The organism is Pseudomonas sp. KBS0707, assembly GCF_005937945.2.
Taxonomy (GTDB): Bacteria; Pseudomonadota; Gammaproteobacteria; order Pseudomonadales; family Pseudomonadaceae; genus Aquipseudomonas; species Aquipseudomonas amygdali.
Genome location: NZ_CP041754.1, coordinates 3,536,043 through 3,557,500 on the forward strand (window position 1 = coordinate 3,536,043; position 21,458 = coordinate 3,557,500).

General features: G+C 57.4%; 17 protein-coding genes, 2 rRNA genes and 1 pseudogene (1 of these 20 only partly in view). 10 read left to right on the forward strand and 10 right to left on the reverse strand.

The genetic code is table 11. The features are described from left to right. Genes nuoG through nuoN form a run of 8 tightly spaced genes read left to right on the forward strand, consistent with a single transcriptional unit; the run spans position 1 to position 10,006 of the window. The gene (nuoG, locus tag FFH21_RS16590) at positions 1 to 2,718 is read left to right on the forward strand and encodes an NADH-quinone oxidoreductase subunit NuoG (protein WP_004665698.1); all 2,718 of its coding nucleotides are present in this window, start codon (positions 1 to 3) and stop codon (positions 2,716 to 2,718) included. Then, a complete protein-coding gene (nuoH, locus tag FFH21_RS16595; protein WP_003371726.1) occupies positions 2,715 to 3,722 on the forward strand; it encodes an NADH-quinone oxidoreductase subunit NuoH in 1,008 nt (335 codons plus the stop codon). Before nuoG ends, nuoH begins: the two co-directional genes overlap by 4 nt. A gap of 11 nt (positions 3,723 to 3,733) precedes the next feature. Further along, the gene (gene nuoI, locus FFH21_RS16600) at positions 3,734 to 4,282 is read left to right on the forward strand and encodes an NADH-quinone oxidoreductase subunit NuoI (protein WP_002554018.1); all 549 of its coding nucleotides are present in this window, start codon (positions 3,734 to 3,736) and stop codon (positions 4,280 to 4,282) included. A gap of 10 nt (positions 4,283 to 4,292) precedes the next feature. Then, a complete protein-coding gene (nuoJ, locus tag FFH21_RS16605; RefSeq protein WP_004659468.1) occupies positions 4,293 to 4,802 on the forward strand; it encodes an NADH-quinone oxidoreductase subunit J in 510 nt (169 codons plus the stop codon). After that, positions 4,799 to 5,107 carry an NADH-quinone oxidoreductase subunit NuoK gene (gene nuoK / locus FFH21_RS16610; RefSeq protein ID WP_002554020.1) on the forward strand — a complete coding sequence of 103 codons (309 nt, stop codon included), beginning with the start codon at positions 4,799 to 4,801 and terminating at the stop codon, positions 5,105 to 5,107. Before nuoJ ends, nuoK begins: the two co-directional genes overlap by 4 nt. Beyond that, positions 5,104 to 6,957, forward strand: coding sequence for an NADH-quinone oxidoreductase subunit L (nuoL, locus tag FFH21_RS16615; RefSeq protein ID WP_011168967.1), 1,854 nt, complete (start codon positions 5,104 to 5,106; stop codon positions 6,955 to 6,957). Before nuoK ends, nuoL begins: the two co-directional genes overlap by 4 nt. A 39-nt stretch (positions 6,958 to 6,996) precedes the next feature. After that, positions 6,997 to 8,529 (forward strand): NADH-quinone oxidoreductase subunit M, encoded by a 1,533-nt coding sequence (gene nuoM, locus FFH21_RS16620; protein WP_004665700.1) that lies wholly within the window; start codon positions 6,997 to 6,999, stop codon positions 8,527 to 8,529. A gap of 7 nt (positions 8,530 to 8,536) precedes the next feature. Then, on the forward strand, positions 8,537 to 10,006 hold the full coding sequence (gene nuoN, locus FFH21_RS16625; protein WP_011168968.1) for an NADH-quinone oxidoreductase subunit NuoN: 1,470 nt from the start codon (positions 8,537 to 8,539) through the stop codon (positions 10,004 to 10,006). 67 nt (positions 10,007 to 10,073) lie between these two features. Here nuoN and FFH21_RS16630 read toward each other — a convergent pair whose 3' ends face one another. Further along, positions 10,074 to 11,030 (reverse strand): AraC family transcriptional regulator, encoded by a 957-nt coding sequence (locus FFH21_RS16630; RefSeq protein ID WP_041924589.1) that lies wholly within the window; start codon positions 11,028 to 11,030, stop codon positions 10,074 to 10,076. Between the two features lie 120 nt (positions 11,031 to 11,150). On the opposite strand from FFH21_RS16630, the gene FFH21_RS16635 reads away from it, so the two are divergent. After that, positions 11,151 to 12,074 carry an alpha/beta fold hydrolase gene (locus FFH21_RS16635; RefSeq protein ID WP_011168970.1) on the forward strand — a complete coding sequence of 308 codons (924 nt, stop codon included), beginning with the start codon at positions 11,151 to 11,153 and terminating at the stop codon, positions 12,072 to 12,074. A gap of 103 nt (positions 12,075 to 12,177) precedes the next feature. Here FFH21_RS16635 and FFH21_RS16640 read toward each other — a convergent pair whose 3' ends face one another. From FFH21_RS16640 to FFH21_RS16665, 7 genes and pseudogenes are all read right to left on the reverse strand, one after another. After that, positions 12,178 to 13,242, reverse strand: a complete 1,065-nt coding sequence (locus tag FFH21_RS16640) for an AI-2E family transporter (RefSeq protein ID WP_004659453.1) — start codon at positions 13,240 to 13,242, stop codon at positions 12,178 to 12,180. A 149-nt stretch (positions 13,243 to 13,391) separates the two neighbouring features. After that, positions 13,392 to 14,234 carry a methyl-accepting chemotaxis protein gene (locus FFH21_RS31125; protein ID WP_371217824.1) on the reverse strand — a complete coding sequence of 281 codons (843 nt, stop codon included), beginning with the start codon at positions 14,232 to 14,234 and terminating at the stop codon, positions 13,392 to 13,394. A gap of 15 nt (positions 14,235 to 14,249) precedes the next feature. Then, positions 14,250 to 15,071 (reverse strand): annotated as a pseudogene (locus tag FFH21_RS31130) (cache domain-containing protein); the annotation flags it as partial. A gap of 125 nt (positions 15,072 to 15,196) precedes the next feature. Next, the gene (locus FFH21_RS16650; RefSeq protein ID WP_004659449.1) at positions 15,197 to 16,516 is read right to left on the reverse strand and encodes a sensor histidine kinase; all 1,320 of its coding nucleotides are present in this window, start codon (positions 16,514 to 16,516) and stop codon (positions 15,197 to 15,199) included. Then, positions 16,513 to 17,181 (reverse strand): response regulator transcription factor, encoded by a 669-nt coding sequence (locus FFH21_RS16655; protein WP_004659446.1) that lies wholly within the window; start codon positions 17,179 to 17,181, stop codon positions 16,513 to 16,515. Before FFH21_RS16655 ends, FFH21_RS16650 begins: the two co-directional genes overlap by 4 nt. Continuing rightward, positions 17,181 to 17,489: a PepSY domain-containing protein gene (locus FFH21_RS16660; protein ID WP_002554027.1), complete on the reverse strand. Its 309-nt coding sequence runs from the start codon at positions 17,487 to 17,489 to the stop codon at positions 17,181 to 17,183. The genes FFH21_RS16655 and FFH21_RS16660 overlap by 1 nt, the downstream gene beginning before the upstream one ends. Beyond that, positions 17,489 to 17,797 carry a PepSY domain-containing protein gene (locus tag FFH21_RS16665; RefSeq protein WP_004665704.1) on the reverse strand — a complete coding sequence of 103 codons (309 nt, stop codon included), beginning with the start codon at positions 17,795 to 17,797 and terminating at the stop codon, positions 17,489 to 17,491. The genes FFH21_RS16660 and FFH21_RS16665 overlap by 1 nt, the downstream gene beginning before the upstream one ends. 214 nt (positions 17,798 to 18,011) lie before the next feature. Between FFH21_RS16665 and queD the strand changes: the two genes are divergently transcribed. Further along, positions 18,012 to 18,368 (forward strand): 6-carboxytetrahydropterin synthase QueD, encoded by a 357-nt coding sequence (queD, locus tag FFH21_RS16670; protein ID WP_002554029.1) that lies wholly within the window; start codon positions 18,012 to 18,014, stop codon positions 18,366 to 18,368. A 130-nt stretch (positions 18,369 to 18,498) separates the two neighbouring features. On the opposite strand, the gene rrf is transcribed toward queD, so the two are convergent. Beyond that, positions 18,499 to 18,614, reverse strand: a 5S ribosomal RNA gene (rrf, locus tag FFH21_RS16675). 160 nt (positions 18,615 to 18,774) lie between these two features. Continuing rightward, positions 18,775 to 21,458 (reverse strand): 23S ribosomal RNA (locus tag FFH21_RS16680) (it continues 209 nt past the right edge of the window).

Here is a 21,458-nt window from a genome sequence, read left to right on the forward strand (position 1 = left end):
ATGGCTACTATTCACGTAGACGGCAAAGCGCTCGAAGTCGATGGTGCAGACAACCTGTTACAGGCATGTCTGTCGCTGGGCCTCGATATCCCTTATTTCTGCTGGCACCCCGCCCTTGGCAGCGTTGGCGCCTGTCGCCAGTGCGCGGTCAAGCAGTACACCGACGAGAACGACACCCGTGGTCGTATCGTCATGTCCTGCATGACGCCAGCCACCGACAACACCTGGATCTCCATCGAAGATGAAGAGTCCAAGGCCTTCCGGGCCAGTGTCGTCGAATGGCTGATGACCAACCACCCGCATGACTGCCCAGTCTGCGAAGAAGGCGGTCACTGCCACCTGCAGGACATGACAGTGATGACCGGCCACAACGAGCGCCGTTATCGCTTCACCAAGCGTACTCACCAGAATCAGGAGCTGGGGCCGTTCATCGCGCATGAGATGAACCGCTGCATCGCCTGTTATCGGTGCGTACGCTTCTATAAAGACTACGCAGGCGGCACTGACCTGGGCGTTTACGGCGCTCACGACAATGTTTACTTCGGTCGCGTTGAAGACGGCACGCTGGAAAGCGAGTTCTCCGGCAACCTCACCGAGGTCTGTCCGACCGGTGTGTTCACCGACAAGACCCACTCCGAGCGCTACAACCGCAAGTGGGACATGCAGTTCTCGCCAAGCATCTGCCACGGTTGCTCCAGCGGCTGCAACATCAGCCCAGGTGAGCGTTACGGTGAATTGCGCCGTATCGAAAACCGCTACAACGGCTCGGTCAACCAGTACTTTCTCTGCGACCGAGGCCGTTTCGGCTACGGCTACGTCAACCGCACAGACCGTCCACGTCAGCCACTGCTCGCTGAAGGCCAGGTCAAACTGAGCCTTGACGAAGCACTGGACAAGGCAGCGGATCTGTTGCGCGGCCGCAACATCGTCGGTATCGGCTCTCCTCGCGCCAGCCTCGAAAGCAACTACGCACTGCGTGAACTGGTCGGAGCCGAGCATTTCTACAGCGGTATCGAAGCCGGTGAGCTGGAGCGTATCAGGCTGATCCTCAAGGTCCTGAACGACAGCCCGCTGCCGATCCCGACCCTGCGCGACATCGAAGATCACGATGCCATCTTCGTCCTCGGCGAGGACCTGACCCAGACGGCGGCACGTATGGCCCTGGGCTTGCGCCAAGCCGTCAAAGGCAAGGCTGAAGACATGGCTGCGGCGATGAAAGTCCAGCCGTGGCTCGACGCGGCCGTGAAGAACATCGGTCAGCACGAGCTCAATCCGCTGTTCATCGCCAGCCTCGCCGAAACCCGTCTCGACGATGTTGCAGAAGAATGCGTACATGCAGCGCCCGATGATCTGGCGCGTATCGGTTTTGCCGTGGCTCATGCCCTGGACGCCAGCGCACCTGCCGTAGAAGGTCTGGACAGCGAGGCGCTGGAACTGGCGCAACGTATTGCCGATGCCCTGCTCGCGGCCAAACGTCCGCTGATCATTTCCGGCAGCTCGCTGGGTTCGACAGCGCTGATCGAGGCGGCGGCAAACATTGCCAAGGCCTTGAAGCTGCGTGACAAGCAAGGCTCCATCAGCCTGATCGTGCCGGAAGCCAACAGCATGGGTCTGGCGATGTTTGGTGGCGATTCTGTCGATGCCGCCCTGCAAGCAGTGATTTCCGGTCAGGCCGACGCCATCGTGGTACTGGAAAACGATCTGTATCGCCGTGTAGACGCCAAAATCGTCGACGCTGCGCTGAGCGCTGCGAAAGTCGTGATCGTCGCCGACCACCAGAAAACCCCGACCAGTGATCGTGCGCATCTGGTCCTGCCAGCTGCCAGCTTCGCGGAAGGCGACGGCACGCTGGTCAGCCAGGAAGGCCGCGCCCAGCGCTTCTTCCAGGTGTTCGATCCGACCTACCTGGATGCCAGCATTCTGGTTCACGAGGGCTGGCGCTGGCTGCACGCCCTGCGCGCCACTTTGTTGAACAAGCCGGTCGACTGGACGCAACTCGATCACGTCACCGAAGCCTGCGCCAGCAGCACCCCGCAACTGGCGGGTATCGTCAACGCTGCGCCGTCTGCCTCGTTCCGCATCAAGGGCCTTAAACTGGCTCGTGAACCACTGCGCTACAGTGGCCGCACGGCGATGCGCGCCAACATCAGCGTGCATGAGCCTCGCACCTCGCAGGACAACGACACGGCTTTCTCCTTCTCAATGGAAGGTTATTCAGGTTCCGCCGAACCTCGTCAGCAAGTGCCGTTCGCCTGGTCTCCGGGCTGGAACTCACCGCAGGCCTGGAACAAGTTCCAGGACGAAGTCGGCGGTCACTTGCGTGCCGGCGACCCTGGCACACGCCTGATCGAAAGCCAGGGCGACGGCCTGTCATGGTTCTCCAGCGTTCCACGCGCGTTCTCTCCTGAGCGCGGCACCTGGAAAGTCGTGCCGTTCTTTCACCTGTTCGGCAGCGATGAAACCTCGTCTCTGGCCGCGCCGGTTCAGGAACGCATCCCGCAGTCCTATGTCGCAGTGGCCAAGTCCGAAGCCGATCGTCTCGGCGTCAACGACGGTGCCCTGCTCTCCTTGAGCATCGGCGGTGAAACGCTGACCTTGCCGTTGCGCATCAGCGAAGAACTGGGCGCAGGCCTTGTGGCATTGCCGGCAGGACTGCCTGGCATTCCGCCAGCACTCTTCGGCAAATCCGTTGACGGTCTGCAGGAGGCAGCGCAATGACCTGGTTTACCCCTGATGTGATCGACGCAATCATTGCAGTGGTCAAGGCCATCGTGGTGTTGCTGGCGGTCGTGGTTTGTGGTGCCCTGCTGAGCTTTATCGAACGTCGTCTGCTGGGCTGGTGGCAGGACCGTTATGGTCCGAACCGCGTAGGCCCGTTCGGCATGTTCCAGATCGCAGCCGACATGCTGAAGATGTTCTTCAAGGAAGACTGGACCCCACCGTTCGCCGACAAGGTGATCTTCACCCTGGCGCCGGTGGTTGCCATGAGCGCCCTGCTGATCGCCTTTGCGGTCATCCCGATCACCCCGACATGGGGCGTGGCGGACCTGAACATCGGTCTGCTGTTCTTCTTCGCCATGGCGGGTCTGTCGGTGTATGCGGTGCTGTTCGCCGGCTGGTCGAGCAATAACAAGTTCGCCCTGCTGGGCAGCCTGCGAGCTTCGGCACAAACCGTATCCTACGAAGTGTTCATGGGCCTCGCGCTGATGGGCATCGTGGTTCAGGTCGGCTCGTTCAACATGCGCGACATCGTTGAATATCAGGCGCAGAACCTGTGGTTCATCATTCCGCAGTTCTTCGGCTTCTGTACGTTCTTCATCGCGGGTGTTGCGGTCACTCACCGCCACCCGTTCGACCAGCCGGAAGCCGAGCAGGAACTGGCTGACGGCTACCACATTGAATATGCCGGCATGAAATGGGGCATGTTCTTCGTGGGCGAATACATCGGGATCATTTTGATCTCGGCGCTGCTGGTCACGCTGTTCTTCGGTGGCTGGCACGGCCCGTTCGACATTCTGCCATCGCTGGCATTCTTCTGGTTCGCCTTGAAAACCGCGTTCTTCATCATGCTGTTCATTCTGCTGCGCGCTTCCATCCCGCGCCCGCGTTATGACCAGGTCATGGATTTCAGCTGGAAGTTCTGTCTGCCGCTGACCCTGATCAATTTGCTGGTGACTGCTGCGATTGTGTTGTTGAACACACCGGCAGGCTCGGTTCAGTGAGGATTTGACCCATGTTCAAATATATTGGTGACATCGTTAAGGGTACAGGTACCCAGTTGCGCAGCCTGGTCATGGTCTTCGGCCACGGCTTCCGCAAACGCGACACCCTGCAATATCCCGAAGAACAGGTATATCTGCCGCCCCGCTACCGTGGCCGCATCGTTCTGACCCGCGACCCTGACGGCGAAGAGCGCTGCGTAGCCTGCAACCTATGTGCAGTGGCATGCCCGGTCGGCTGTATTTCGCTGCAGAAGGCCGAGACAGAGGACGGACGCTGGTACCCGGACTTTTTCCGCATCAACTTCTCGCGCTGCATTTTCTGCGGCCTGTGTGAAGAAGCGTGTCCGACTACCGCAATCCAGCTTACACCGGACTTCGAGATGGCCGACTTCAAGCGTCAGGATCTGGTGTACGAGAAGGAAGATCTGCTGATCTCCGGTCCCGGCAAGAACCCTGACTACAACTTCTATCGCGTTGCCGGTATGGCCATCGGCGGCAAGCCCAAGGGCTCCGCACAGAATGAAGCCGAGCCGATCAACGTCAAGAGCTTGCTGCCTTAAGGAAGTAAAGATGGAATTCGCTTTCTACTTCGCATCCGGTATCGCTGTTGTGTCCACCCTGCGGGTGATCACCAACACGAATCCGGTGCATGCCCTGCTCTACCTGATCATCTCGCTGATCGCTGTGGCCATGACTTTTTTCAGCCTCGGTGCGCCGTTTGCCGGTGTGTTGGAAGTCATTGCCTATGCGGGCGCGATCATGGTCCTGTTCGTGTTTGTGGTGATGATGCTGAACCTCGGCCCAGCCTCGGTTCAGCAAGAGCGTGCATGGCTCAAACCCGGCATCTGGATTGGTCCGGTGATTCTCGGCACGCTGTTGCTGGCCGAGTTACTGTACGTACTGTTCGCCAATCCAACCGGCGCTGCAATCGGTCACACCACAGTCGACGCCAAGGCGGTCGGCATCAGCCTGTTCGGGCCTTATCTGCTGGTGGTGGAACTCGCCTCGATGCTGCTGCTTGCTGCAGCCGTCACGGCATTCCATCTGGGCCGCAACGAGGCCAAGGAGCCAAGCCAATGAATGCTATCCCTCTTGAGCACGGTCTGGCGGTCGCCGGGGTCCTGTTCTGCCTGGGTCTGGTCGGCCTGATGGTACGCCGTAACATTCTCTTCGTTTTGATGAGTCTGGAAATCATGATGAACGCCTCTGCACTGGCGTTCGTAGTTGCCGGCAGTCGTTGGGCGCAACCGGATGGGCAGGTCATGTTCATCCTGGTGATCAGCCTTGCGGCAGCCGAGGCCAGTATCGGCCTGGCGATCCTTATGCAACTGTATCGCCGCTTCCACACTCTCGATATCGATGCTGCCAGCGAGATGCGCGGATGAATCTTCTCTTTCTGACTTTCGTATTCCCCCTTATCGGCTTTCTGTTGCTGTCGTTCTCTCGCGGACGCATCTCGGAAAACCTCGCGGCGCTGATTGGCGTCGGCTCTATCGGCCTGTCAGCCATTGTCACGGCCTGGGTCATCTGGCAGTTCAACGTTGCACCACCGGAAGGTGGTCACTACACCCAGGTGCTGTGGCGCTGGATGGACGTTGATGGCTTCCAACCCAACTTCGCGCTGTATCTGGACGGTCTGTCCGTCACGATGCTGGGCGTAGTGGTTGGCGTCGGTTTCCTGATTCACCTGTTTGCGTCCTGGTACATGCGCGGTGAAGCGGGCTACTCGCGCTTCTTCTCCTACACCAACCTGTTCATTGCCAGCATGTTGTTCCTTGTTCTGGGCGACAACCTGCTGTTCCTCTACTTCGGTTGGGAAGGTGTGGGCCTGTGCAGCTACCTGTTGATCGGTTTCTATTACAGCAACCGTAACAACGGCAACGCAGCACTCAAGGCATTTATCGTTACGCGTATCGGCGACGTGTTCATGGCCATCGGCCTGTTCATCCTGTTTCAGCAATTGGGTACGCTCAATGTGCAGGAGTTGCTGGTCAAGGCACCGGAGCACTTCAAAGTCGGCGATTTCTGGATCGTGCTGGCAACGTTGATGCTGCTGGGCGGTGCTGTCGGTAAATCGGCACAACTGCCACTGCAAACCTGGCTGGCAGATGCGATGGCCGGTCCTACACCGGTTTCGGCACTGATCCACGCAGCAACCATGGTTACCGCGGGCGTCTACCTGATCGCGCGGACTCACGGCCTGTTCGCACTGGCACCGGACATACTGCATCTGGTCGGCATTGTCGGCGGCGTCACGCTGGTTCTGGCGGGTTTCGCCGCACTGGTACAGACCGACATCAAGCGTATCCTCGCCTACTCGACCATGAGCCAGATCGGTTACATGTTCCTGGCATTGGGCGTAGGCGCATGGGAAGGCGCGATTTTCCACCTGATGACACACGCCTTCTTCAAGGCGCTGCTTTTCCTTGCTTCCGGTGCGGTGATCGTTGCCTGCCACCACGAGCAGAACATCTTCAAGATGGGCGGCCTGTGGAAGAAATTGCCATTGGCCTACGCCAGCTTCATCGTCGGCGGTGCCGCACTGGCTGCCCTGCCGCTGTTGACAGCAGGCTTCTACTCCAAGGACGAAATTCTCTGGGAAGCGTTCGCCAGCGGTAACAATGGCCTGTTGTATGCCGGTCTGGTGGGCGCGTTCATGACGTCGCTGTACACCTTCCGTCTGATCTTCATCGCGTTCCACGGTGAAGCCAAGACCGAAGCACACGCAGGTCACGGTATTGCTCACTGGTTGCCGCTGTCGGTACTGATCGTGCTATCGACGTTCATTGGCGCGCTGATCACCCCGCCACTGGCAGGTGTTCTACCGCAGAGCGTCGGCCATGCCGGTGGCGAAGCCAAACACAGTCTGGAAATCGCCTCTGGCGCCATCGCCCTGGCCGGTATACTGCTGGCAGCGCTGCTGTTTCTCGGCAAGCGCCGCCTGGCGACGGCTATCGCCAACAGCGCTCCTGGCCGTTTCCTCTCGGCCTGGTGGTTCGCGGCATGGGGCTTCGACTGGATCTACGACAAGCTGTTCGTCAAGCCGTATCTGACAATCAGCCATGTACTGCGTAGTGATCCGTTCGACCGCACCATCGGCTTGATCCCACGTCTGGTCAAAGGCGGTCATGACACCATGAGCCGCACCGAGACCGGCCAGTTGCGTTGGTATGCTGCCTCGATCGCCGTGGGTGCCGTTCTGGTACTCGGTGCCGTCGTTCTGGTTGCGATCTGATATGAACCTTGCGAATTTGCGAAAGGAATTGAGCCCGTCATGATTCTGCCCTGGCTAATCCTGATCCCCTTTATCGGCGGCCTGCTGTGCTGGCTGGGTGAGCGCTTCGGCTCTACCCTGCCGCGCTGGATCGCGCTGCTGACAATGACCCTCGAACTGGTTCTCGGCCTCTGGCTGTGGGCTACCGGCAATTTCGGCTATGCGCCGGTGCCTGGCGCCGACCCGACCTGGGCCCTGGAATTTCACCACCCGTGGATCACCCGCTTCGGCATCGACGTGCATCTGGCACTCGATGGCCTGTCTCTGCTGATGATCCTGCTGACCGGCCTGCTCGGCGTGTTGTCGGTACTGTGCTCGTGGAAGGAAATCCAGCGCAAGGTAGGCTTCTTCCACCTGAACCTGATGTGGATTCTGGGCGGTGTGGTCGGCGTGTTCCTGGCCATCGACCTGTTCATGTTCTTCTTCTTCTGGGAAATGATGCTGGTGCCGATGTATTTCCTCATCGCGCTCTGGGGTCACAGCTCTTCGGACGGCAAGAAGACTCGTATCTACGCCGCAACCAAGTTCTTCATCTTCACTCAGGCCAGCGGCCTGATCATGCTGGTGGCGATCCTGGGTCTGGTGCTGGTGCACTTCAATCAGACAGGCGTGATCACCTTTGCCTACGCTGACCTGCTGAAGACCAAACTGGCACCGGGGACCGAATACATCCTGATGCTGGGCTTCTTTATTGCCTTTGCCGTGAAGCTGCCAGTGGTTCCGTTGCACTCCTGGCTGCCGGATGCGCATGCCCAGGCACCGACTGCCGGTTCTGTCGACCTGGCAGGTATCCTGCTGAAGACCGCGGCCTACGGCCTGTTGCGCTTTGCCCTGCCACTGTTCCCCAACGCATCGGCCGAGTTCGCACCGATTGCAATGACGCTGGGCCTGGTCGGTATCTTCTACGGCGCATTCCTGGCGTTTGCCCAGACCGATATCAAGCGCCTGATCGCGTTCTCAAGCGTCTCGCACATGGGCTTTGTACTGATCGGCATCTACTCCGGCAGCCAGCAAGCGCTGCAAGGCGTACTGATCCAGATGATTGCCCACGGCCTGTCGGCTGCGGCACTGTTCATCCTCAGTGGCCAGTTGTACGAGCGCCTGCACACTCGTGACATGCGCGAGATGGGCGGTCTGTGGTCGCGTATCGCCTACATCCCGGCCATCAGCCTGTTCTTTGCTGCCGCCTCTCTGGGTCTGCCGGGCACGGGCAACTTCGTGGGTGAGTTCCTGATTCTGCTGGGCAGCTTCGCCAGTTCGCCATGGATCACTGCAATTGCCACGTCCGGCCTGGTGTTCGGCTCTGTTTACTCGCTGATCATGATCCATCGCGCCTATTTCGGCCCGTCGAAGTCCGACGAGGTTCTGAAGGGCATGGACGGACGTGAAATGATCATGGTGCTGGGCCTTGCCGTGTTGCTGGTCGTGCTCGGGGTTTTCCCGCAGCCGTTCCTCGACACATCGGCAGCGACCATGCACGGCGTGCAGCAATGGCTAGGCACTGCCTTCACTCAACTCGCTTCGGCCCGGTAAGAGCGCTATGGACCTGACGATTCAACACTTTATTGCGCTTGCGCCACTGCTGATCACCAGCCTCACCGTTGTAGTGGTGATGCTGGCAATCGCATGGCGCCGCAATCACTCGCAAACGTTCCTGCTTTCGGTAGCAGGTCTCAACCTGGCCCTGCTGTCGAGCTATCCGGCACTGAAAGTTGCCCCACTGGTCGTGACACCGCTGCTGCATATCGACAACTTTGCCTGCCTGTACATGGCGATCATCCTCGCCTCTACCCTCGCTTGCGTGACCATGGCGCACGCCTATCTGGGTGACGGCAAGGCTGGGTATCCAGGCAACCGTGAAGAGCTTTACCTGCTGATCCTGCTGGCGGCTGCCGGTGGTCTGGTGCTGGTCAGCGCTCAACACCTGGCCGGGCTGTTCATTGGTCTGGAGCTGCTCTCGGTGCCGGTCTACGGGCTGGTGGCGTATGCCTTCTTCAACAAGCGCTCGCTGGAAGGCGGCATCAAGTACATGGTGCTATCGGCCGCAGGTTCAGCGTTCCTGCTGTTCGGCATGGCGCTGCTGTACGCAGAAGCTGGCTCGCTGAGCTTCGAGGGTATTGGCAAAGCCATTGCCGCGACAGGGATGCCAAGCCCGATTGCCAGCCTGGGTCTGGGCATGATGGTCGTCGGCCTGGCCTTCAAGCTGTCGCTGGTGCCTTTCCACCTGTGGACACCGGACGTTTACGAAGGCGCCCCTGCGCCGGTCGCGGCCTTCCTGGCTACCGCCAGCAAGGTGGCGGTATTTGCGGTACTGGTGCGTCTGTTCCAGATTTCACCGGCAGCCAGCAGTGGCGTACTGCATGACGTGGTGGCAGTCATTGCCGTAGCGTCGATTCTGGTCGGCAACCTTCTGGCGCTGACTCAGACCAACCTCAAGCGTCTGCTGGGCTACTCCTCCATCGCCCACTTCGGTTACCTGATGATTGCGCTGGTGGCCAGCAAAGGCATGGCGGTCGAGGCGATTGGTGTCTATCTGGCAACTTACGTCCTGACCTCGTTGGGCAGCTTCGGCGTGATCACCATGATGTCTTCGCCTTACAGCGGACGTGATGCCGACGCGATGTTCGAATACCGCGGTCTGTTCTGGCGTCGCCCTTACCTGACGGCAGTCATGACCCTGATGATGCTGTCGCTGGCAGGTATCCCGCTTACCGCAGGCTTCATCGGCAAGTTCTACATCATTGCCACCGGTGTCGAGTCGCAACTGTGGTGGCTTATCGGAGCACTGGTGATCGGTAGCGCCATTGGCGTGTTCTATTACCTGAGAGTGATGGTCACCATGTATCTGGTCGACAACAAGCTTCCACGCCACGATGCAGCGATCAACTGGGCGCAGCGCACTGGCGGCGTTATGCTGCTGGCCGTCGCGATCCTGACCTTCGTGCTGGGCGTGTACCCGCAACCGCTGCTGGATCTGGTGGTCAATGCCGGTCTGCACGTGGCAGGCTGATCATCTGCAAACAAAAAACCCTGCTATCGAGCAGGGTTTTTTTTGCCTTCGGAAACGGCTGAAATGGTTACCCGTCGACGCTTTTCGCGGCCCGCACAGCGCCTGGCGATATGCCCACCGTTCTTTTGAATGCGCGACTGAAGGCCGCCAATGAACCGTACCCCAGCTGATTGGCAACGGCCTCCACCGAATGCTGCTCGCGGCTCAGGCTGTGCAATGCCAGGCGCATTCTCAGCTCCGTCAGGTACTGCAATGGCGGCTTACCCGTTGCTTCGAGAAAGCGCTGTGCGAACACTGATCGAGAATGCCTGGCCTCACGGGCAAGCGTAGCTACCGTCCAGCGTCTGCCTGGATGCTGGTGCATCATAACGATGGCTCGACTCAGCCGAGGGTCTTGCAAAGCACCGAGCCAGCCCGTGGCATTCCCACAGCCGCCTGCAACCCAGCCACGCACCAGCAGCGCGGCCACGACTTCAGCAAGACGTGCCAGAATGCCTGCGTGCCCAGCCTGTAGCATCAAAGCTTCACGCTCCATTGCCTCGAGCATGGGCCGCAGCTCGGGACACGTCTCCAGCAGAGTGCTGACCTGCATGACATCCGGCATGGCGGCAACAAGCGGCTGCATGCCGCCCAGTTCCAACTCCATGCAACAGCTGAAGATAATCGCCCGATCAACCGCTCCGCCCTCCTCGGCATCAGCCCGATCGTGAACGCCATCGCTGATGCCGGTAGACGGATCAAACAGCTGTACATCGCTTGCAGCCGTGTCTTCGGCCGTCAACACAGCGTGGTGCCCACCGCGCGGAATAAGAACCGCGTCGCCGGTATCGAGCCTGTACAGAACGCTCTCAGCGCTGCGTAGCCAGACCGGCCCACGCCCGACGAAATGAAACTGCGCTCGTCCGATTGCGTTAGTGAAGCCAACACCCAGAGGCGGCACAACTTCCAGCCTGCGGTATTGAACGCCGAAAAGACGCATACCGAGCAGCAGCTTGCTGATGGGGTCATTTGACGGGGCTTGCATGGAGAGAGGCCACTTCGAGTTCAGGACGATCAATCAATTTATCAGGATCTTACGTCATAGACCGTCCTGCGTCATCGACCTACAGTGCGCCCATCACTTCTACCGCGTGGAAATAGCCTCATGAATCACATTCGCTTCGTTCACCTGCTGCGCAATACCTTGCTTGCTGCGCTGCTGACCGGACTATCGTCACTGGCCCTGGCAGTAGACAAACACTACACCGTCACAGCCCCTGACGGCGTCGAACTCGCTGTGCAGGAATCAGGCGATCCGAACGGGCAAGCCCTGATTTTCATTCACGGTTTGCTGGGCAGCCGCCTCAATTGGGAAAAGCAGATCGTTAGTCCGCAGCTGCAGCGTTATCGAATGATTACCTATGACCTGCGCGGTCACGGGCTTTCCGACAAGCCCGCTAATACCGAGGCGTACCGAAACGGGCACCGTTACGCGGACGATCTGGCAGCGGTACTTGAAGCCACGAACAGCAAGCGTCCAGTATTGGTCGGCTGGTCATTGGGGGGCGTGGTCATGTCTAACTACCTCGCCGCCTATGGTGACGCGAAGATCGGCGGCGTTGTGTATGTTGATGGTGTCATTGAGCTTAATGCTGCTCTGATTACAGCCCATCCTCATGTATATGCCGGCCTGAGTTCAGAGGACCTGAAGACACACCTTGATGCAGTACGCACTTTTCTCGGACTGTGCTTCCACACACAGCCAGATGCACCGACTTTCGAACGGCTTTTGTCGAATGCTGCGATGGCATCGTGGACGATGACCCGTGCCACGCCTGCAATGACTGTCGATGTGGCCAAAGGCTTGCCCAAAGCAAAGGTGCCGGTATTGATGCTGTATGGTGCCAAGGATGAGCTGGTCAACGTTCAGCCCAGCATCGCACGCGCCCGGCAACTCAATGCGCGGATTCTATCGAAGGTGTACGAAAACTCAGGTCACGCGCCATTTCTGGAAGAAGCATTGCGCTTCAATACCGATCTGGCAGCCTTCATGGAGTCGGCTGTCATTGCCGCAAGGGGCTCTGAATGAAGTCTGTTCCAGGCCTGTTACATAAATGAATAACCCGCGCATCCCCCTGCCTGATAACGACAGGGGCATTCGCGGGTCTGTATCGGCCACGCGTAACGGTATGTCAGCCTGGCAGCCTGACGGGCTTCTTGGCACCGCTGAACAAACCCCAGCTGGAGATGAACAGTGCGGCCACCAGAGGCCCTATGACAAAGCCGTTCAGACCAAAGACCGACATACCGCCCAGCGTGGAAATCAGGATCAGGTAGTCCGGCATTTTCGTGTCCTTGCCCACCAGGATCGGACGCAGCACGTTATCCACCAGACCGATCACGAAAACACCGAACAACCCCAGCACTACACCTTGCCAGATCATGCCACTGAGCAGGAAGTAGACAGCCACTGGCGCCCAGACAATCCCCGCCCCCACAGCGGGCAACAGCGACAGGAAGGCCATGATCACCGCCCACAGCAACGCACTCGGGATGTCCAGCGCCCAGAAGATAAAACCGCCCAGCGCACCTTGCGTCACCGCGACCACGACGTTGCCCTTGACCGTGGCACGTACCACTCGAGTGAACTTGAGTTGCAGACGACGCTTCTGCTGTTCGCCCAACGGAAAGGCCGTACGTATCTTGCGTACCAACTCCTGCCCATCTCGCAGGAAGAAGTACAGCAGGTACAACATGATGAACACGCTCACCACGAAATCGAAGGTGCCCTGCCCGAAGCTGAACGCTTGAGTGGCCAGATACTGACTGCCCTGCATTGCCCCTTTGGTGATCTTGTCGCGCAATCCTTCAAGATCGCCCATGCCCAGTCGGTCGAGCAGTGCCTGGATTGAATGCGGCAGCAGGTCCTTGAACTCGGCGAGATAACCGGCGATATCCAGTTGCCCGGTCTCGACGTTCTTGTACAGCGTGGTGCCCTCCTGAACCAGCAAGGCGCTGATCACGATCACCGGCAGAATCGCAATCACCAGACAGATGGTCAGGGTGCACAGGGAGGTAAGATTGCGTGACCAGTTGAACTTGATCTGCAACCTGCGCTGCACAGGCGCAAAGATGATCCCCAGAATGACCGCCCAGAATACTGCGCCGTAAAACGGCAGCAGAATCCATATGAAGGCAATGGTGACCAGCACCAATAGCATGATGAGGGTTTTATATTGCAACGTGGTTTCGTTCATGTCCTGTCCATGTCAGTAGACCGCGCCTCGCGCCCGGTCTACAGCTTAGTCAGCACTTGAACGTACGAGTGCCATCTTCTATGAAGGCAATATGACCGCGATGGCAGGCGCAGGCTGTTGCGGACATCAGCGCCCCTGCCACGCAAGCATCAGACACGGAACTGGCCGACCAGACTGTCAAGGCGCGAGCCCAGTTCGGCAAGGCTGCGTGAGGTCTGTGCACTTTGCCGGGTTTCGTCGGCGACGCTTTCGACTGCACCTGCGATCTGATGAACACTGCGATTGATTTCTTCGGCAACTGCCGTTTGCTCTTCGGCTGCGCTGGCAATTTGCGCGTTCATCGAATTGATCGTCGCGATCAACTCACCTATGGTCACCAGCGATGTTCCTGCTTCGTTGGCTTGCGCAGAGGTCCCGTCGCCAGCTTCGCTGGAACGGCGCATTGCCGTAACAGCCTCCTGAGTGCCCTGCTGCAGACGGTCGATCATCCCTTGAATTTCCTGCGTGCTTTGCTGGGTGCGGCTGGCCAGCGCCCGAACCTCGTCGGCAACCACAGCAAAACCACGCCCAGCTTCCCCTGCCCTCGCGGCCTCGATGGCTGCATTGAGTGCAAGCAGGTTTGTTTGTTCGGCGATAGAGCGAATGACGCCCAGTACGCTGACGATCGAAGAAACGTCCTTTTGCAGAACATCCAGTGACGAGCCACTTTTGCGGATGTCGTCTACCAGCGCATGAATCTGTCTGATGCTGCCGTCCACAACGCGCTTGGCGGCGCGCCCTTGCTCGTCGGTCTGCTGAGCAGCCACGGAGGCACCCTGCGCGCTCTTGGCGACCTCTTGAGCCGCAGCCGACATCTGATTGATTGCGGTCGCCACCTGATCTGTTTCGTGGCGCTGACGGTCCATGGCGGTTTCCGAGCGCTGTGCCTGGGATGACACTTCTCCGACCAGTCCATTGAGTTGCCCGGTCATTTCACTGACCTGACGAACCATACCGTGGATCTTGTCGACAAACCGGTTGAACGAACCAGCCAGATCACCAAGCTCGTCATTACTGGTAATGGCCAGACGCCGAGTCAGATCGCCTTCACCCGCCGCGATGTCATCCAGATTGTTTTTCATCAAACCGAGCGGACGTAGCAGAGTGCCGGCCATCAATATCCCGATGACGCCAATGATGACCAGCACCAGGACGGTGATACCCAAAATGCTGTACAGCATTTCCTTCAGGCGCGCTTCGACGTTCTGCCTGACTTCGGCAACTTTAGCGTCAATGCCGTCTATATTGACGGCAGAACCGATGATCAGATCCCACTTCGGCAGATAATCCGTGTAGCCAATCTTGGGCACAGGTTCAGTCTTGCCAGGCAGGGCCGAGGAGTACATCACATAGTGAGTGCCCGCCTTGCCGACCGCCACCAGTTCGCGGTTGATGTAGACCCCGTTCGCATCGCGGGCGTCATTGAAACTCTTGCCCACGCCATCAGGACTGTTGCTACGGAATATCCGGATTACCTGAGAGTCATAGCCAAAGATATAACCATCCTTGCCATAACTGATGGAGGAAAGCAGCTTGATCGCATTAGCGCGCGCAGTTTCATCACCCGGCGCTGCCGCCTCGTAAAGCGGCTTGATGGCCGTCATGGCGATCGCAACGTAGTTCTGCAACGTTGCTTTGGCTTCAGAGAGCAAACGCTCTCGCGTATCACTGACCTCGCGCTCGGCCTGTCGGTGCAGCATGAACACCGTGGTAGCACTGATCACCAGCGCAAATATCAGAACCGGCAGAACTGCCAGCGACAGAACCTTGGCTTTCAAACTGAGACGCATAGGAGTGGCCTTATGGTTATTTTTATGAGTCAGAGATACCTGTCAGGCTATCGGCGGCATCCGACGGACATTAAGACCTGGCGTATTTTTTTGTACGAACACTCTGAGAGTTGCAGGCTGGCAACTTATGGAGCAGTGCGCTCGGGAAGATCAATGCGTACGCGAAGCCCTCCAGCGGGGCTCTCCTGCAACTGCAGCTGGCCGCCCCAGGCCTCAACGATATCGCGCACAATCCCCAGGCCCAGGCCATGACCGGTAATCTGCTCGTCAAGGCGAGCGCCACGGCTGAACACCTCTGCGCGCTGCGCTTCCGGAATACCGGGCCCGTCATCGTCGACCAGCAGGCTGAAGCCCTGAGCCTGACTGAAAATGCTCAGACGCACTTCACTGTCGGCCCACTTGCAGGCGTTATCCAGAAGGTTGCCCAGCAATTCGAGGATATCCTCCCGGTCCCACGGCAGGTGCATGCCTGCTTCGACATCGTTGACCAAATGAAGGTGAGCACCATGAATCATGCCCAACGTGGAAAACAACCCGGGCAGTTCAGCATCACAGTCGAAACGGGCTCCGGGCAGCGCGTCCCCGGAAAGACGGGCCCGATTGAGTTCACGCTCCAGACGCAGACGGATATTTTCCAATTGCTCCTGCAACGTCTTGCGCAGTGCCGGGTTGCCGTCCAGCTGTCCACTGAGGGCCAGGCTGAGCAATACCGCAAGCGGTGTCTTCAAGGCGTGCCCCAGATTGCCCAGTGCATTGCGTGAGCGTTTCAGGCTGTCTTCAGTATGCGCAAGCAGGTGGTTGATCTGAGCCACAAGGGGCTCAAGCTCAAGGGGAACCTGATTGTCTAGTTGCGAACGCTGACCCTGCTGAAGCTGGAAGATCTGTTCGCGAACGGTTTCCAGGGGACGAAGCGCCCTGCGCACAGTGATGCGCTGCAAAACCAGCACCAGGATCAGCGCCGCGAGGCCGAGCCCGAGCCCGATCTGCTGCATGAGACGAAAGCTCGCCCTGACCGGCGTGTAATCCTGGGCGACGGTAATTGAAATCTGCTTGCCGAACTTTCGGTATTCGCTGGTCAGCATCAACAGCGATTGACCGGTCTTGCCGAGCTCAAGGTTAGCGTGCAACCCCACCCCAGGCTGAGGCAGCTCAAAATCCCACAAAGAACGGGAGCGCCAGTGGCCATGCGGCAAGTCCATGCGGAAATAGTGGCCGGACAGCGGACGCTGATAAGCACCCGACAAACGATGTTCATCCAGTTGCAGCCCGGCAGGACCCCGCACCAGCGCCACCAGCAGGTTCTCGCTCTCATTGCGTAAGCCAGACTCCAGATAGCGCTGCAGGCCCACTTCAAACAACCAGAGACTGGTCTGCGCCATCACCAGGCCGACAACGACCATAACGGCGATAAGACCCAGGCTCAGACGCCGTTGTATGGATTTCAACCTCCGGCTCCGCCGTACAGATAGCCTTGGCCACGGCGTGTCTCGACCACTGCGCGGCCTAGTTTGCGCCTCAGGTGATTGACATGGACCTCGATGACATTGGAGTCACGCTCGTTTTCGCCATCGTACAAGTGCTCAGAGAGATGGCTTTTGGAGAGAATCTGTCCAGGGTGGAGCATGAAATAGCGCAGCAGACGAAACTCTGCAGACGTGAGCTGGATATCAACGCCATCCCGGCTGACACTCTGGCGACCTTCATCCAGATTAAGGCCGGCAGACTCCAGGGTTGGCTGGTTGGCAAGCCCGTGCGAACGCCTCAACAGGGCCTGAATACGCAACTGTAGTTCTTCAGGATGAAAAGGTTTGGTCAGGTAATCGTCAGCCCCCGCCTTCAAGCCTTCTATACGCTCTGACCACGAACCTCGTGCCGTCAGAATCAGTACGGGGGTAGCCAGGCCCTTGCCGCGCCATTGCTGGAGAACCTCAAGCCCGGGCATGCCGGGCAAGCCCAGATCCAGAACAATGAGGTCGTAGGGCTCGGTTGCGCCTTGATAAACCGCGTCACGACCGTCAGCCAGCCAGTCGACTGCGTAGCCTTGCCGTCCCAGCGCAGCGAGTAACTCATCCGCGAGAGGAACATGGTCTTCAACCAGTAGCAGGCGCATCAGTCATCATCCTCGTCTTTCAGCAATCGGCTATCGCGCGCATCGAACTTGAGCTCACGGACAACACCCTGCGGGGTCAGCAACTCGAATTCATACACGTACATGTTATTTTTTTCCTCAAGCTCAGCCTCCAGCAGGCGAGCGCCGGGATGAAGACCCAGCGCGCGCTCGATAAACTGTTCGAGAGGCAGTATCACCCCACGCTGCCGCAGACTGAGCGCTTCATCCTGGTTCAGATCTCTGGCATAGACAAAAGAGCAGGTCAGACTCAAACCAAGGATGACACAGAGACGCTTGTCGACATTCATTAGTTATCCTGATGATTCCTGTAGACCTGGCCCGTAGCGGCGTCTATTTCTAGAACCCACTCAATATCGTGCTTGTCACGCAGCTCGACATTGTAAACGTACCTGCCGTATATATTCTTGAACTGTGTATCAAGAATGCTGGCACCAGGGTGCTTGCTGAGGGCGTTAGCATCGAGCTTTTCAGCAGACTGGAGAGTGCCCGCATTACTGAGGCGCAATACCTCCTGCGTATCGACACCACGCGCCTGGATGACACAAGACGTCAGAACACATGTCAGGGCCGTCAGCAGGGTTGTCAGCGTTTTCATTACTGGAGGTGTCCATAGCGGTCGATGCTTCTATGGCGATTACCTTACCCCGTACAACTTAACTCAAACTGAATTAATCTGGCCGAGTGCCATCAATCGCACTTGAAAGAATCGTCACACCCAAGCCCTGCATGGAGTTTCAGGCCATTGCTGTTAAACTCGTCGACTGCATTTATCGCGTCTGCGATCGCCATTTTTCCGGGGCCAATACACAGTGGAAATTTTCAAAGAGTTTACCTTCGAGTCAGCACACCGCCTCCCTCACGTACCAGAGGGGCACAAGTGTGGACGTCTGCACGGCCATTCGTTTCGTGTCGGCATACATCTGGCAGGCAAGGTTGATCCTCACACAGGCTGGATTCGCGACTTTTCGGAAATCAAGGCTATTTTCAAACCGCTGTACGAACGCCTTGATCATAATTACCTCAATGACATCCCCGGCCTTGAGAATCCAACCAGCGAAAACCTGGCGAAATGGATCTGGGATGAGCTGAAGCCTCTGCTACCGGAGCTGTCCGCCGTTCGCATTCACGAGACCTGCACCAGCGGGTGCGAATACCGCGGGGATTGATTCTCCCGGAAAATAAAAAACCACCTCGACCAGGTGGTTTTTTTGTATCTGCACGGTACGAAAAAGACTTTATCGTGCCTCAAAAACAAAAACCCTCAACGCGTAAGCGATGAGGGTTTCTGGAATTTAATCTTGACGATGACCTACTCTCACATGGGGAAACCCCACACTACCATCGGCGATACATCGTTTCACTGCTGAGTTCGGGATGGGATCAGGTGGTTCCAATGTTCTATGGTCGTCAAGAAATTCGGGTACCGAATCGTGCCATGCGGCGCGCTTCAGCAAATCGGGTATGTGATAGCTCGGTGCGTTTGTGACGCAAACTTTCGGTTCGTGTCGTCTTCACAGTCACCGCAATCTGATGCTCCTGTCAGGAAGTCCACTCAAATTGCTTGGGTGTTATATGGTCAAGCCTCACGGGCAATTAGTATTGGTTAGCTCAACGCCTCACAGCGCTTACACACCCAACCTATCAACGTCGTAGTCTTCGACGGCCCTTTAGGGAACTCAAGGTTCCAGTGAGATCTCATCTTGAGGCAAGTTTCCCGCTTAGATGCTTTCAGCGGTTATCTTTTCCGAACATAGCTACCCGGCAATGCCACTGGCGTGACAACCGGAACACCAGAGGTTCGTCCACTCCGGTCCTCTCGTACTAGGAGCAGCCCCTCTCAAATCTCAAACGTCCACGGCAGATAGGGACCGAACTGTCTCACGACGTTCTAAACCCAGCTCGCGTACCACTTTAAATGGCGAACAGCCATACCCTTGGGACCGGCTTCAGCCCCAGGATGTGATGAGCCGACATCGAGGTGCCAAACACCGCCGTCGATATGAACTCTTGGGCGGTATCAGCCTGTTATCCCCGGAGTACCTTTTATCCGTTGAGCGATGGCCCTTCCATACAGAACCACCGGATCACTAAGACCTACTTTCGTACCTGCTCGACGTGTCTGTCTCGCAGTCAAGCGCGCTTTTGCCTTTATACTCTACGACCGATTTCCGACCGGTCTGAGCGCACCTTCGTACTCCTCCGTTACTCTTTAGGAGGAGACCGCCCCAGTCAAACTACCCACCATACACTGTCCTCGATCCGGATAACGGACCTGAGTTAGAACCTCAAAGTTGCCAGGGTGGTATTTCAAGGTTGGCTCCACGCAGACTGGCGTCCACGCTTCAAAGCCTCCCACCTATCCTACACAAGCAAATTCAAAGTCCAGTGCAAAGCTATAGTAAAGGTTCACGGGGTCTTTCCGTCTAGCCGCGGATACACTGCATCTTCACAGCGATTTCAATTTCACTGAGTCTCGGGTGGAGACAGCGCCGCCATCGTTACGCCATTCGTGCAGGTCGGAACTTACCCGACAAGGAATTTCGCTACCTTAGGACCGTTATAGTTACGGCCGCCGTTTACCGGGGCTTCGATCAAGAGCTTCGCTTGCGCTAACCCCATCAATTAACCTTCCGGCACCGGGCAGGCGTCACACCCTATACGTCCACTTTCGTGTTTGCAGAGTGCTGTGTTTTTAATAAACAGTCGCAGCGGCCTGGTATCTTCGACCGGCGTGGGCTTACGCAGTAAATGCTTCACCCTCACCGGCGCACCTTCTCCCGAAGTTACGGTGCCATTTTGCCTAGTTCCTTCACCCGAGTTCTCTCAAGCGCCTTGGTATTCTCTACCCAACCACCTGTGTCGGTTTGGGGTACGGTTCCTGGTTACCTGAAGCTTAGAAGCTTTTCTTGGAAGCATGGCATCAACCACTTCGTGTTCTAAAGAACACTCGTCATCAGCTCTCGGCCTTGAAATCCCGGATTTACCTAAGATCTCAGCCTACCACCTTAAACCTGGACAACCAACGCCAGGCTGGCCTAGCCTTCTCCGTCCCTCCATCGCAATAACCAGAAGTACAGGAATATTAACCTGTTTTCCATCGACTACGCTTTTCAGCCTCGCCTTAGGGGCCGACTAACCCTGCGTCGATTAACGTTGCGCAGGAAACCTTGGTCTTTCGGCGTGGGTGTTTTTCACACCCATTGTCGTTACTCATGTCAGCATTCGCACTTCTGATACCTCCAGCAAGCTTCTCAACTCACCTTCACAGGCTTACAGAACGCTCCTCTACCGCATCATCAAAAGATGATACCCGTAGCTTCGGTGCATGGTTTGAGCCCCGTTACATCTTCCGCGCAGGCCGACTCGACTAGTGAGCTATTACGCTTTCTTTAAAGGGTGGCTGCTTCTAAGCCAACCTCCTAGCTGTCTAAGCCTTCCCACATCGTTTCCCACTTAACCATGACTTTGGGACCTTAGCTGACGGTCTGGGTTGTTTCCCTTTTCACGACGGACGTTAGCACCCGCCGTGTGTCTCCCATGCTCGGCACTTGTAGGTATTCGGAGTTTGCATCGGTTTGGTAAGTCGGGATGACCCCCTAGCCGAAACAGTGCTCTACCCCCTACAGTGATACATGAGGCGCTACCTAAATAGCTTTCGAGGAGAACCAGCTATCTCCGAGCTTGATTAGCCTTTCACTCCGATCCACAGGTCATCCGCTAACTTTTCAACGGTAGTCGGTTCGGTCCTCCAGTTAGTGTTACCCAACCTTCAACCTGCCCATGGATAGATCGCCCGGTTTCGGGTCTATTCCCAGCGACTAGACGCCCTATTAAGACTCGCTTTCGCTACGCCTCCCCTATTCGGTTAAGCTCGCCACTGAAAATAAGTCGCTGACCCATTATACAAAAGGTACGCAGTCACCCAACAAAGTGGGCTCCCACTGCTTGTACGCATACGGTTTCAGGATCTATTTCACTCCGCTCTCCGCGGTTCTTTTCGCCTTTCCCTCACGGTACTGGTTCACTATCGGTCAGTCAGTAGTATTTAGCCTTGGAGGATGGTCCCCCCATATTCAGACAAGGTTTCTCGTGCCCCGTCCTACTCGATTTCATTGCAAAGGGATTTTCGCGTACAGGGCTATCACCCACTATGGCCGTCCTTTCCAGAACGTTCCGCTAATCTCAATACAACTTAAGGGCTGGTCCCCGTTCGCTCGCCACTACTAAGGGAATCTCGGTTGATTTCTTTTCCTCAG